Source organism: Methylovulum miyakonense HT12 (assembly GCF_000384075.1).
Lineage (GTDB): Bacteria > Pseudomonadota > Gammaproteobacteria > Methylococcales > Methylomonadaceae > Methylovulum > Methylovulum miyakonense.
Map to the genome: position 1 here is coordinate 2943936 of NZ_KB913025.1, position 13968 is coordinate 2957903.

General features: G+C 51.1%; 13 protein-coding genes. 8 read left to right on the forward strand and 5 right to left on the reverse strand.

The features are described 5' to 3' along the window. The first annotated feature begins 202 nt into the window (after positions 1 to 202). Positions 203 to 928, forward strand: coding sequence for a Crp/Fnr family transcriptional regulator (locus METMI_RS0114670; RefSeq protein ID WP_019867051.1), 726 nt, complete (start codon positions 203 to 205; stop codon positions 926 to 928). A 630-nt stretch (positions 929 to 1558) separates the two neighbouring features. Here the strand turns inward: METMI_RS0114670 and METMI_RS0114675 are convergent. The 5 genes from METMI_RS0114675 to METMI_RS0114695 all read right to left on the reverse strand — a co-directional run bounded on the left by METMI_RS0114675 (position 1559) and on the right by METMI_RS0114695 (position 6285). Then, positions 1559 to 1930 (reverse strand): DUF4870 family protein, encoded by a 372-nt coding sequence (locus tag METMI_RS0114675; RefSeq protein WP_019867052.1) that lies wholly within the window; start codon positions 1928 to 1930, stop codon positions 1559 to 1561. A 344-nt stretch (positions 1931 to 2274) separates the two neighbouring features. Further along, positions 2275 to 3150, reverse strand: coding sequence for a transglutaminase family protein (locus tag METMI_RS0114680; RefSeq protein WP_019867053.1), 876 nt, complete (start codon positions 3148 to 3150; stop codon positions 2275 to 2277). A 340-nt stretch (positions 3151 to 3490) separates the two neighbouring features. Then, entirely contained in the window at positions 3491 to 4405 is a 915-nt protein-coding gene (locus tag METMI_RS24205; protein ID WP_019867054.1) for a DUF1207 domain-containing protein, read from the reverse strand. A gap of 2 nt (positions 4406 to 4407) precedes the next feature. Continuing rightward, a complete protein-coding gene (locus METMI_RS0114690) occupies positions 4408 to 4884 on the reverse strand; it encodes a BON domain-containing protein (protein ID WP_051102350.1) in 477 nt (158 codons plus the stop codon). A gap of 333 nt (positions 4885 to 5217) precedes the next feature. After that, positions 5218 to 6285 carry an OmpA family protein gene (locus tag METMI_RS0114695; RefSeq protein ID WP_019867056.1) on the reverse strand — a complete coding sequence of 356 codons (1068 nt, stop codon included), beginning with the start codon at positions 6283 to 6285 and terminating at the stop codon, positions 5218 to 5220. A gap of 731 nt (positions 6286 to 7016) precedes the next feature. Here METMI_RS0114695 and METMI_RS0114700 point away from each other — a divergent pair. The 7 genes from METMI_RS0114700 (at position 7017) to METMI_RS0114730 (ending at position 13794) form a co-directional block, all read left to right on the forward strand. After that, positions 7017 to 7247 carry a DUF883 family protein gene (locus METMI_RS0114700; protein ID WP_019867057.1) on the forward strand — a complete coding sequence of 77 codons (231 nt, stop codon included), beginning with the start codon at positions 7017 to 7019 and terminating at the stop codon, positions 7245 to 7247. Between the two features lie 97 nt (positions 7248 to 7344). Beyond that, positions 7345 to 8184, forward strand: a complete 840-nt coding sequence (locus tag METMI_RS24210) for an ice-binding family protein (protein ID WP_019867058.1) — start codon at positions 7345 to 7347, stop codon at positions 8182 to 8184. A 13-nt stretch (positions 8185 to 8197) separates the two neighbouring features. Beyond that, positions 8198 to 8626, forward strand: coding sequence for a phage holin family protein (locus tag METMI_RS0114710; protein ID WP_019867059.1), 429 nt, complete (start codon positions 8198 to 8200; stop codon positions 8624 to 8626). Further along, a complete protein-coding gene (locus METMI_RS24215) occupies positions 8623 to 8991 on the forward strand; it encodes a hypothetical protein (protein WP_019867060.1) in 369 nt (122 codons plus the stop codon). Before METMI_RS0114710 ends, METMI_RS24215 begins: the two co-directional genes overlap by 4 nt. 350 nt (positions 8992 to 9341) lie before the next feature. Next, complete coding sequence (locus tag METMI_RS24220; RefSeq protein WP_019867061.1) at positions 9342 to 11744, forward strand: response regulator; 2403 nt, start codon at positions 9342 to 9344, stop codon at positions 11742 to 11744. After that, entirely contained in the window at positions 11741 to 12571 is an 831-nt protein-coding gene (locus METMI_RS0114725; RefSeq protein ID WP_019867062.1) for a response regulator, read from the forward strand. The genes METMI_RS24220 and METMI_RS0114725 overlap by 4 nt, the downstream gene beginning before the upstream one ends. Positions 12572 to 13011: 440 nt before the next feature. Further along, on the forward strand, positions 13012 to 13794 hold the full coding sequence (locus METMI_RS0114730) for a transglutaminase-like domain-containing protein (protein ID WP_019867063.1): 783 nt from the start codon (positions 13012 to 13014) through the stop codon (positions 13792 to 13794). The last annotated feature ends 174 nt before the right edge of the window (positions 13795 to 13968 follow it).

The window sequence follows — 13968 nt, forward strand, 5'->3', positions numbered from 1 at the left end:
GTATCGAACATAAAACGGCCCGTATTTAAAGCCCTCCGGACTTTTGTTATCCGTCCGGATTTCACGTACAGCTAAAAACTAGTGCCTTATGTGCGTTATAGAACGTATAAATAACCTATAATCCAATAACCTAGTGATCCATATAATGATTAGGTCTTATTGATGCATCTATACAAATGCCCAACAATTTTAAAGGTAGTTTATGGCTGACCCGAGTTGCCCCCGGCAAAACCATCTTATTAATAGCCTGCCTGAAGAAACATACCAACGCCTTTTGCCCCAACTGGAACGGGTGCAGATGCCGCTAGGCCATGTCATTTATGAGTCTGGTGACGAATTGCGCCATGCTTATTTCCCCGCCAATTGCATCGTGTCGCTGCTGTATGTCATGGAGAATGGTGCGTCCGCTGAAATTGCCGTGGTTGGTAAGGAAGGCATGGTTGGCGTCGCCCTGTTCATGGGGGGCAGTTCCATGCCAAACCGCGCTGTCGTGCAAAGTGAGGGTTATGCCTACCGGTTGCGCGGACAATTAATGCTAAAGGAATTTAACCGCTATGGTGTGTTCATGCACCTGCTGCTACGTTATACCCAAGCGCTGATTACCCAAATGGCGCAGACGGCGGTGTGCAATCGCCATCATTCGGTGGACCAACAACTTTGCCGCTGGCTGTTGCTAAGCCTTGACCGGCTTGACTCGAACGAGTTGACTATGACCCAGGAATTGATCGCCAATATGCTTGGCGTACGGCGTGAAGGGGTAACCGAGGCGGCCGGAAAATTACAGCGGGCAAAGTTGATTGATTACAGCCGTGGGCGCATTACCGTATTGGATAGGCCAGGCTTGGAAATGCGGGTTTGTGAATGCTACCAAGTCGTCAAAACCGAATTTGACCGTTTGTTGCCTTTAGAATTTAGCGGGGGCCATTAAGGCCAAGCAAGTGAGAATGGCCTATTGCTGGTCTTTGCACCGCTAGTGCCCAGTCAATGTTGAAGTGTCAGTCTTATTTCCGTAGGGGCGGGCGGTTGCCCGCCTGATCGCTGCGGATGTTGGCACAGGCCATAAAAAAGGCGGACAACCGTCCGCCCTTTGTATCTACGGCTTTAGATTGACCTGATAAAAAATCATTGGCTGGTCCCTAGGCTAAAACTAAAACGGCGGGGCAGTTTATTTCCAACCTTTATCCCAGCCACGGGTTGGATGCCGCCAGCCCCATCCTTGGCGGGGATGATACTGCCAAGAGTACCCTGGGCCGGGTTGTCTATAGGTCGGTTGTTTATAGGAGATGCCTGGTGTTACAGGGTGTCTGGCGACAGGCTGTAACGCGCATCCGGATAAGCAGAGCGTTAAAAAAATGGCTAAGGGAATTGCTTTCATAACCGGGCCCCTCTTAAAAACGTTTAGAAAAATCTTAGAAAAATCTTAGCAAGATGTTTCAATTTAGGACAAATGTTAAGGAACGGGTATGAACCCGTTCCGGCAATCTAACGCTACGTCAACCTCCGGCCCGAACACTTAGCTGACGGTGTTGAATGGGATTGTCACAGTTGCAGGCCTTTTTTACGCATTGATATTTTTGATCGGTTGGTTAGCCGCCAATGTCGTCCAACCTATGACGATCCTATAGACCAGCAGGATAAGCGTCGGGATCAAAATAAACAAACCGATTTCCAAACCTAGGCTAAAAGCCAAACCGGATAGGGCAAAGCCTGCCAAAGTCATCCAAACGGTTTTAATTTGCCAGTCAAAATGGGATTGAAGCCAGGTCCCTTGGACTTCATTGCGGTTGATAAAATTAATGGCGACACCGACCAGCAACGGGAATCCCACCAGGGCAAAAGCCAAAATCTGGCAGATATAAACGGTCACGGTCAGGTTTTTTAGTTTCTCCAAATTGCCGGTGTTTTGTTCTTTAGTGCCTAAATCATTCATAACAATTACCTCAAGTTAATGTGTAAGGTGAAGCATTTATCCCCGGATATGCCATCGTAAAGAGGGCGGAGCCGGGCCCGTCGTAAAAACTAAAAACATGGCCGCCCAACGTAGATACTCTGAACGGGCAGGTTTTCGGTTTTTTTATGATTCATCCCCCCCCCCCTTTGAAAAAGCACCCGGAGGGCATAAAGGGGATTGAGGGGGATTTATTTAAAAAATCTCCCTTTATGACCTTTAGGTTAACTAGCCCCTCTTTTTCAAAGAGGGGCTAGCAACTGATATTTTTTAAATCAACAATAGTGCCCATACAAAAACCGAAAATGTGACCGTTTGAAGTATAGCTAATCCATGGCAACGCCGAGGACGGGGCTGACCTCCACCACGACACTCATGATGGGGGATTGCGGGCTGTCGGCCACAAACGAGCCGGATATGGGGGGCACCGATTCGGGATGGCGGCTGACGGCAACGGCAATGTGGTCGTTACCGACCAATTGCCCGGACGTAGGGTCGAAACCTTTCCAGCCGACACCCGGTAAATAAACCTCAGCCCATGCGTGGGTGGAACCTTGGCCTAGCGGCAGGGTGGACGAAAACAAGTAACCGCTCACGAAGCGTGCCGCTAGCCCCAGGCTGTGGCAGGCTTCGATGAACAACGTGGCAAAATCACGGCAAGAGCCGGAACGTTTGTTGAGTGTCACCGCTGGTGTTTGCACGCCCGGCTCTTCGCGCTGTTGGTAAGTGAATCCGGTGGCAATGGCCTTATTGATCCAGTCCAATAAGAGATAAGTCTCCACGACTTGGCCTGCATACCAGAATTGCCGCATCCAACCACCCAAGACGCCGAGGTCTTCCTCAAACAGCGCCGACAGATAAGGCGTCAAATCAATGCGTTCGGCGGCATCGTACTGAAAAGGGTAGTACACGGCATAATCCTCCACTAGAAAATCCAGAGGCTGGTTGTCAAAACGCTGAAGCAACATCCGGCTTGCTATCGAGAGCCGGTTGCCTTGCCCGGTAAATGTCGCGAGCGCCACGGCATTGTCGTAAACGTCACGTTGCCAATGCAGTTGGTAGGCCGGGGAAATGCTTAATTCAGCCGATTCAATACGGATATCGTGGCCTTCGCGCGGGCGTAAGAGCAGCTTGTGCGGGAGCAGGGTTACGGTGTCAGAATATTGATAAACGGTCAAATGGTTTATTTGCAGGCGGTGCATGGTGTTAATCCTGTAAGCAATCAATCAAAAGCCTATTAAATCGCATTAAAATGTTTTTGATTGATGGCTGATACTTTCAATCGCACCTAAGGAGAATTGCCCGCCTTTGGGCGGGCTTTTAAACATCCGTTTTCAGTGGGCATTGAGGAGTGCAAACCTAGGTTGGTCAGCAATTCTCATTATGACACTCAGTAAAGGCTGGGGTGTACCCCGCAGGGCATAAAACGCAAGGAACCCCAGCAGAGTGGCTGGTGGTGCTGGGATTGCGCTATCGCTTCATCCCAGCCTACGGCACTCCAGTTTGATTTTAAGAAATGCCTGAAAACTTTAGCGTCGGTGCTTAGAAGTGATAATGCGCCCCTACACCAAAATACTCCACTTTTTCTTTATAAAACTGCCCGCTGGGCGAGTAGCCATTAAAGTATTCGCCAAGAATTTGCAGTTTCCTGCCTAACACCTGTAAATTTTCAAATTCAAAACCGGCTCTGGCGGAAATGTCTGTATGCCAATTATTTTCTTCGAAATTCTTAAAGTCAGCGGCAACCACCGGGCGTAATGCGGCAAAATCTAAACGCCACGGACTACGGAATTCTAGCCCGTATTGTGTCAACCACGGTTTCAGTGTTGATGGCTCCCGATCAAACATCCCGCCACCCCCGCCATAGAAACGCACGCCAAACGGCAGCTCATAAGACAATTTCAAGTCCAAGCCTTCGTAACTGAGGTTGACGCGGTGGAATTTGTCGTTAGTTTTACGGAGCAAAAATTCGTCGCCCAAATGTGAACTTTGATGGTACAGGCGGGCAAAGGCTGAAAATTGACCGGCCCGCATACTGGCATATAAGGAGGCGATAAAATCCGTATTGACCAGGTCTTTTGATTTTGTGCCCAGATTGAAGTCACTAAAGACCCCGGCTTGCAGGCCGGTTTCCCATTGCACATTGGATTGCCCGAAATTGCTGCGGTAAATCGGTATTGTTTCCCCGAAGCTGACGGCGGCAATGTTTTCACCATCAAAGCTGTTGTTTTGGTAATTACGGTAAGACGCCGAGAAATGCGCCCAGCGGGGGTCAGCCAATAAGGGTTTGAACAAATGCCCGGTAGGCAGCAAGCCTGTGGACAATACAACCGGTTCAGTTTTTGGGGCCAATTCAACAACGGGTTTTTGGTAGAGGTTTGCCGAATCGTCGGCCTGGGCAAACGCGGCGGGCAATAGCATGACGCCCATGATCCCAAACAATCGTAATTTAATCATGATCAATTGCTCCTAGGGATGGCATTGACGGTCAGCTTGGATTGCACGGATTTAACATGCTCTTGGCTATCCGCGTCTTCCATTGCCCTGCCCAAGCTTTGCTCGGAATCGACTGTGCCGCTCAAGGTCACGACACCGTTGGCCGTGGTCACGTCAATGTGCGAAGCCTTGAGTATGGTGTCATTGCTAAGTGCGGCCTTGACTTTGAGGGTGATCATCGCGTCATCAATATACTCTTCGGCTATCTCGGCCTTATCCTTAACCGACTGTTTGGCGTCGTCCATTTTATCGCCCGCTTTTTGGCTTGCACGGTCGATTTTTTGCTCTGCATGCGTGACTGCCTTATCTATTTTTTGTCCTGCTTTTTCAGCAGGCCCTTCTTGTTGGCAAGCTGCCAGACCAAAGACAGCGGATAGGCTGGCCATGGCCAGAAAATTATCTGCCATTGTCTTTGGCTGAAATTTGTTTATTGTTTGCATGGGTAATTCCTTAAAATTATGTTTTAAAAAGTATGCCCGGCGACATGGTGGTAATCCCGTTAGAAAAAACATCAGGGGAAGGCGGTTTCTTTGCTTGGATAAAGCGTAACGGGCTGAAAACACGGCCCAACTGTAGCCGGGATGGGCGGGCATAGTCTGTACGTTATCGAACATACGGCGTTGGCTGCCGATTATGTATCGGGTATTTGAGGCATTACCAAGAAGTGGCTTTTGGTTGCAGCCTTTTATGATGATGGGCCAACAAAAAAACCCGCTTTAGAAGCGGGTTTGAGCGTTGCAATGCTGATTGTTGGACAGACAGGGTTTAAAAAATTAATTTTCAATCCAGATCAATTCGACACGACGGTTTTCAGCCCTTCCGGCTTCTGTGCTGTTGTCGGCAACAGGCCGGGTTTCGCCGAAAGCGGTTGCCGTCAGCTTGTTGGCGATGCCTTTGGCCCGAAGATAATCAACCACTGACGCCGCACGACGTTCTGACAATCTCATGTTGTACTCATTGGAGCCTTCGCTGCTGGCGTGTCCTTGGACTTCGATGTCATTTTTCTGCGGATAAGCAATCAGGCTATTTGCTAGACTATCCAGAATTTCCTTGGCTTTCACCGTCAACTCGGCAGAATCATAATTAAAGTGTTCGCCTTTAAGGATAAGCCTGACCGGACATCCCGAATTGTCAACTTTGCTGCCTTCGGGGGTTCCGGGGCAGCGGTCCACGCAGTCGTTGACACCGTCAGCATCAGCGTCAAGCGTGCTGCAATCAGGGGCCACGGCAACAGGGGCATCAACGATAGGGGCTTCCGCTTGTGCCAAGTACGTTGGTTTGGCACCGAACGGGATCACGAAGCCGACATTCACCGTCATATCATTAAATTGGTCTATACCCTGAAAACGGTCTTGGTTGTTGTTGTAACGGTAACGCACATCACTGCGGAGCAAGAAGTTGTCGCTAACCTCATAGGTAAAACCGAGGCCCGCTTCACCGATAAAGCCAGTTGTGTCATTGCCTCGAAAATGGGTGTTCATCCCGCCCAAACCAATAACGGTGTAGGGGGCAAATTTGTTGCGGTTGAAGAAATATTGCACGTCCGCCGTACCGCCCGCCAATTGCCACGTTCCAATATAGCTGCTGTCAACGGGGCTAAAAGCACCAAACCCTTCATAAAAACCTTTTAATTCAACATTAAAATGCTCATTGAGCATTTTGCCGAAACCCATGCCGCCGCCCCAGCCATTGTCGGCATGACGGTCATCATCAGTCACAATCAAGGTGCCGAAAGGCGCAATGTACCAGCGTTTATCCACAAGTTGGTCGGCAGCTTGGGCCAATGGCAGGAAGCTTATGCCAGTTAATGTGGCAATAGTCAGTAAGTTATTTTTTAACATGATATTTTTCCTCGGTGAAATAAAAAAATGGAAACCCATAAAGCCCTTATGGTGTCACCGCATCAGGATGCACTTGACAGGCAAAATTTTGCGGCCTTACTAGCCAATGTCCGTCCGATAAACGCACACGCCGGAACAGGAAAGTGCCGGTAAATCTGATAGCGATTTCAAAATTCATCCCTATCCAAAACACCTGTGAACGTAACGGGTGTTGTTAAAAAATCTCAGACGTAGCTTAATCGCAACATCAAGTGGCCGTCAGTGCGTTAGCGCACATAAGTTGCCAAACTCAACGCGAAAAACCTTAGCCAGTGCCTTTTTATCCTTTATGTGCGCTAACGTACGGAGTGTGTTTGGCTTTGCAGTTATGGTACTTGTCAGGCCTTAACACGATTCATCTCGGCCTTGGCTTAGCAATAACCCAAGTCAGGCGCTAGGTATTAAGCCGATTTGAAACGTCGGGCCAAGGTAGGATGGAATATCTACAGGGCTAAATAAACATTTCTGAACAATAGGTTATTGCTTTACCTGAAGTATTGCGCAGGGCGGTGTTCCCGGAGTTCGGAACGGATGTTTACCGGAAACGCCCGGCCTTTCCGGTTAGGGTCAAAGGAACACTTGTTAAATGAATTAAATGGCTTAGTGAAAGCAGTGACGGTAAAAGCAACGCGTTTGCCGTAGCCCTTATCAACAGGCCGGAACAATATCCAGTTTAAAATTAAGGAACCCTTATGGAAACAATAGACAAAGCCTCCCATACCGCGCATGAGGTGGTCGATAAAATCGCTAGCGCGGGTAACCAGGCGGCGGATGCACTGGGCGAGAAAAGTGAGCAATTAAAAAATGCCGAACAGCATTTGGTGGACAACTGCCGGGGTTATATCCAGGATAACCCCATAACATCATTGGGTATCGCGGTGGCGGCCGGGTTTTTGCTAAGCCGCTTAGTGAGTGGCCGTTAAATTAGGCATGCACCCTGTATCCGGATGGCTACGGAAAGCTATGTCTTCCGCCAGCCGGCCAACACTTTAATGATGTCTAAAAATTGGGAAGGTGGTCATGAAAACAGCAAATTACTTGCCGATACTGTCATTGGCAGTTATTGGAACGCTTTACGGGACCTCCTTGGCATCGGCGTCACCCATTTTAGGTTCGGCGCAAAATTTCGCAGTCCTGGGTGATTCAACGGTGACTAACACCGGTTTGACCACACTTTGGGGGGATTTAGGCCTTGATCCCGGCACGTCAATCACGGGTGCAGGTAGCATCACCCAGACCGGGGCGGTCCACCAGGCCGATGCCGTCGCGCAACAGGCTCAGGCTGACGCCACCAATGCTTACAATATCCTTGCCGCCAAGTCCTTCACCAGTGATATGACAGGCCAGGATTTGGGCGGATTGACGCTCACGCCCGGCGTTTATTTTTTTTCGTCCTCAGCCCAATTGACCGGAACGCTGACCCTCGATGCGTTACACGACCCCAACGCCCTCTTTATTTTCCAGATAGGCAGTACCCTGACCACCGCCAGCAGTTCGATTGTCAACGTGCTGAATGGCGGTGCTAACAACGGCGTGTTTTGGCAAGTCGGCAGTTCTGCAACCTTAGGGGCTAGCACCTTGTTCGCAGGTAATATACTTGCTGACCAGAGCATCACCCTGAATACCACCGCAAAAATTCTGTGTGGCCGTGCCATTGCGCTTAATGCGGCGGTGACTATGGACACCAACACCATTTCTAATGATTGCTTAGGGGGTGGGGATATCGCTAGCGGACGCACCGACTATGGTAGTACGGGCTTTAGCGGCAGCCAAAATATTCCCGAACCCGCCCCCGTCATGCTGATCGTTATTGGGGCGGCTGACTTTCTGCGTAGACGCAGTTTGTTGAATAGGCGTTAGGCCAGGCATTCTCATGCACCCGGAAACAACCGAAACTGGACAGACGGCAATCCGTAGCGATCCGGCGGCTGATTCCAGCGTATCAGAAGATATCCGCTCCTTATGGCGTGAGCTGCTGGGATTAAGCTATGAGCATTTCCGGCTTGCCGGCCTGGAAACACGGCGGGCGGGCGAAAGCTTGGTGGCGATGATTGTCGCCGGGATCATGCTTGCGGTCTTGTTGGTCGGCGCATGGTTGGGGCTGCTGGCCGCTGCCGTGCTATTTTTAATCGGGCAAGGTTGGGTCACAAGTGGCGCCATATTGTTCGCCGTCGCTGTCAATTTACTGGCCGCGCTAATGCTTTACGCCCTGATCCGTCATAAAAGCCATTATCTGCAACTGCCCGCGTTTCTCCGCAGCCTTGAGCCCAAGCCCGCAAAATCCCGTAAGGATCTCTCATGAGAAGCCATCATCTTACCAGCCGGAACAAATCCAGGTCACTCCCTGCGCAAATCAAGGATGCCGAGCGGCAGGTTTCAGTCCGGCAAGGCCAGGTTGGGCTCCGCGCCAATAGGCTCTCCCAAACAATACTGCAACAAATGACCGCCCCGGCAAGCTTGTTATTGGCAGGCGGCATCGGTTTTATCATTGGCGAATTGACCCGGCAAACTTCCAGATGCAGGGCTGCCGCCGATAAATCAAAGGATACCAAAACCACACCCTTAAAAACCGCGCTTAATCTGTCTCGAAGCTGGAGCTTCTGGGACTTGGGTTCCCAAGCCAGAGCTTGGGAACCAGCGTTCAATCATGATATTAAAATTATGTAGGTTGGGTTGGCGATAGCGTAACCCAACATTTACTGCTCCGATGTTGGGTTACGGCTACCGCCTAACCCAACCTACATGATTGACGCTTGTTCCCAAGCTGCGGCTTGGGAATGGGGTTTTGGAAGCTCTAGCTTCCTGTCATTCTCGAAGCTGGAGCGGGACTTGGGTTCCCAAGCCAGAGCTTGGGAACCAGCGTTCAAAAACCGAAAACTTGACCGTTCACAGTATATTAATAGCCACTCTATTTGTTAAAGACAGTCTTTTTTTAAGACCCTAAAACCCATATATAGCATTGATTTATATTATTTAATTTCTTAACTTAATGGCGGTCACCTGAACCCTATGGCAATATGAAACATAAACCTTGGCATATTTTGTTGATTGAAGACGATGCTGATGAGCGGGCGGATCTCCGGCACATGCTGATCAGGGGTTCGGATCGCCAGTATCATTTTACCGAGGCCGGATTCGGTGCCGAAGCCTTGCAGAAATTCCGTGACCAACCTGACGGCCCTTATGATTGCATCATCCTCGATTATTTTTTGCCGGACATGAACGGCGAAGATGTGTTGGTGGCCTTGTGCGGGGGGGCGGAAGTGCCGGCGTGCCCGGTAGTGGTGGTCATGGGGCCGTTTAAGGAAGACGGGAATCTGCGGCTAGGCGCAGGCGCACCCGATTATATCGGTAAAGACAGGCTCACCGCCGAAAGCATCACGCGGGCTGTAAAAAACGCCATAGAACGTTTCGCGCTGATGCACGCCTTGCAGGCCCTGCGTAAGAGCGAAGAACGCTTGGCATTGGGTGTGCAAGTTGCGGCCTTAGGGCTTGCCGATATTGATTACACCACGGGCTTGTATCATCTCTCCGCTGAGGCCGCGCTGATGTTCGGTTTGGGCGACATGGCGGTGATATTGCCACGCGCGGTGGTACATGCCTGCTTCCATCCCGATGACCGTGCAGAGGTGATGCAGCGTATTGCCCAGACCTTAAACCCAGAGGGTATCGGAAGTTTCATGATGGATCATCGCGTGCTCTGGCCTGATGGCCAGGTGCGTTGGTTGCGGGTACGCAAGCACGTTTTTTTCGAAGGGGACGCTGGCGCACGGCGGCCTAGGCGGGCCACCTTGGTGGTGCTTGATGTCACCACCGAGAAATACGCCGAGCAGGCCTTGCGCGACAGCGAGGAAAAATTTCGTGCCTTATTGGAAGCCGCACCCGATGCCATCGTCATTGTCGATACGCAAGGCCTGGTTGTGCTGGTGAACGCCTTGACCCTGTCGCTGTTTGGCTATGGCCGTGAGGAGCTGGTCGGTGAGCCTGTGGAAATGCTGATGCCGTCCCGTTATCGTGAGGGCCATGCTGGTTTGCGCGGGGATTACATAACCGAACCACGTCCCCGCAAAATGGATGGCGGCTTGAATTTGCTGGGCAGGCGCAAGGATGGCGGCGAGTTCCCGATTGAAGTCAGCCTTAGCCCTTTGGAAACCAAAAACGGCCGCTTGGTATCCTGCGCGATCCGGGACATCACTGGACGTAAGCGTATCGAAGCGGAACTGAACGAGGCCAAGGTGGCGGCGGAAAATGCCAACCGCGCCAAATCGGAGTTTTTGTCCAGCATGAGCCATGAATTGCGCTCACCGCTCAATGCCATCTTGGGTTTTGCCCAATTGCTGGAATCGGCCGTCCCGCCACTCACGCCGCGCCAAAAGTGCGGTGTTGAGCAAATCCTGCACGCGGGTTGGTATTTGCTGGAACTCATCAATGAAATCCTTGACCTTGCCCTGATCGAATCCGGCAAGTTGTCATTATCTTTGGAAGCGATTGATTTACATGAAGTGATAGGGGATTGCCAGGCGATGATCGGGCCCCATGCCGCCAATAGCGGTATCCAACTGTCATTCCCTGATTTCACTGCGCAGGTTTTGGTCAAAGCGGACCGGACACGGGTGAAGCAGGTATTCCTTAATTTGCTGTCCAACGCCATCAAATACAACCGTACGGGCGGCAACGTCGAGGTCAGGTTCAGCCATTGCACCACGCCAAGTATCCGTATCAGCGTCCATGACACCGGCAGAGGTTTGTCACCGGAACAACTCGCGGAGCTGTTCCAGCCATTCAACCGCCTCGGGCGGGAGATGGGGGCTGAAGAAGGCACGGGGATTGGTCTGGTGGTGAGCAAACGTTTGGTCGAGCTGATGGGCGGCACTATTGGCGTGGAAAGCACCGTCGGCGAAGGCAGTGTGTTTTGGTTTGAATTGGCCCGTGATACATCAACGCAAGCTGGCCATGCCACGGCATCGCCTATTGACGTGGCGCCGCAAATCCAGGCAAACCAGCCTTTGTTCACCCTGCTCTACGTCGAAGATAACCCCGCCAACCTGATGCTGGTGGAGCAAGTCCTTGAAACTTATCCGCATATCAAATTACTGAGTGCGCAGTCAGGCAGGTCAGGCATCAAGCTAGCCCGCGCCCATCATCCCGATATGATCCTGATGGACATCAATCTACCGGGCATCAGCGGCATCGAAACCTTGGATATTTTGCGCCAAGACCCCGTAACGGCGGCTATTCCGGTGGTTGCGCTCAGTGCCAACGCCATGCCTGGCGACATCGAAAAAGGTTTGCAAGCCGGGTTTTTCCGCTATCTGACCAAACCCATCAAACTGAATGAATTTATGAATGCCTTGGATGATGCCCTGAAATTTTCTGAAACAGGCGCAATTCAGCCCCATACCACCGGACAACAACCATGATTAGCGCAGAAGAAATCCTTAACGCCAGCATTTTGATCGTCGATGACCAGCCCTCCAATGTGCTTTTGCTTGAACAAATGTTGGACGATGCGGGTTATACCCATGTCGCCTCGACCACCGACCCTTATAAAGTCTGCGATTTGCATGAACAAAACCGCTATGACTTGATTTTGCTGGATTTACAAATGCCGGGCATGGATGGCTTTCAGGTGATGGAAGAGCTTAAAGGCATTGAATCCGCCAGCTATCTTCCCGTGCTGGTGATTACCGCCCAACCCGGCCACAAGCTGAGGGCTCTGGCGGCGGGTGCGAAAGATTTTATCAGCAAACCCTTTGACCTCCTCGAAGTGCAAACCCGCATCCGCAATATGCTGGAAGTGCGGCTATTGTACAAAGAACTTGGCAATTACAATCAGCTGCTGGAGCAAACGGTCATTGAACGCACCGCCGAACTGCGGATTAGTGAAGAACGCTTCCGCCGTTTGACCGAGCTATCGTCTGATTGGTATTGGGAACAGGACAGGCACGGTGAATTCGTCAAAATATACGGCCCGGTGTTTGAAATGCTTGGCATCCGGGTGGACGGCAGTAGCGTCAAGATAGATGATCCAGGCGTGGTTTGGGACGAGGAGGAGCGGGCTGTCCTGGAAGCGAACCTGGCCGCCAGAAAACCGTTTCTGGATTTTGTCTACAGCCGGAACAAAATCGACGGCACCCGGCAATATTTGATGGTGAGCGGCGAGCCGATGTTTGACCTGTCCGGGCGTTTTATAGGGTATCGGGGGATAGGTAAAGATGTGACCGATAGCATGGGTTCCCAAAAGTGAGCTTAGGACCAAAGCAGGATGGGGTTTGAAACCCCGTCCTTAACGTTTCAAAATACCTATAGGCACTGTAAACGTTACGGAACGGGTTACAAACCCGTTCCAGCTGTGAATGGGTCGCTTAATGCGCCTACGGTTGGTACAAACCCGTTCCAGCTGTGAAATCAATATGTTACATTTATGTAGGTTGGGTCGCCTAATGCGCCTACTGTTGGTAGCGATAGCGTAACCCAACAGCGTAGCGGTGTGCCGTTCTGATAATGTCGGGTTACGCTATCGCCCGGTAATTGCTCCTGCATTACTCTGCATCCATGCAGCCGTAACCCAACCTACGTTAAATGTATGTGATTGATAATAAGTATAAAAATTAACTTTATAGCCGTGATCCCTTAGCCTCCCGCCCCTGTGATATTTTTACCATTTACTGCAAAGGATTACCCCATATGACCCGTATTCAAGTCGGTTGCAGCTTAAGCTATACCGTCACCCAGCCCACCAGTTTTTTATTCAATATCGCCGCCGCACGCACCTTACAGCAAACTATCGGCGAGGAAACGTTGCAGTTAAACCCTGCCATCCATTTTGAAACCTTCACCCTGGGCACGGAAGGCATCCAAGTGTACCGGCTAGTGGCCGAACCTTGCGAATTGCAACTCCAATACCATGCGCAAGTGGAGCTGTATCCTGACAGGTATGACGACACGGCCGGGATTATCGAGACCGATTTCCAGCACTTGCCTTATGAGGTGTTGCCTTATCTCAATCCTAGCCGCTATTGCGAATCGGACCGTCTGGCCCATTTTGCCACGCGCCTATTTGGCAACATCCCACACGGTTATTCCAGGGTCACGGAGATTTGCGATTGGATAAACGCCAATCTCGATTATCAGGCCGGCAGTAGCGGCGAAAGCACCAGTGCCTGTGATGTGCTGATACAGCGTGTCGGTGTCTGCCGCGATTACGCCCATCTTGCCATTGCCTTATGCCGGGCCTTGTGCATTCCTGCGCGTTATATTTCCGGCTACGCCCTGGGCTTGCAGCCACCGGATTTCCATGGATTTTTTGAAGCTTATCTGGGCTCGCGCTGGTATTTGTTCGATGCCACCCGCATGGCGCCGATTGAAGGTTTCGTCCGCATCGGCATAGGCCGCGATGCCGCCGATGCCTCTTTCGCGACGATTATCGGCACGGCGGCATTGACGACGATGTCTGTTTGGGCGCAATGAACCCTGCCTAATTCAAGGCGGGGTGTGGTTGGTGGCCAATGCCGTTAAGTTAAGGGAAATGATGTTGTAGGAGCAGGCCATGCCTGCGACAAACACCCAAGAATTCGATGGAACACTTATGGTTCGCGGGCATGGCCCGCTCCTACAACTTATGGCCCGTTCTAGCCCAAATAA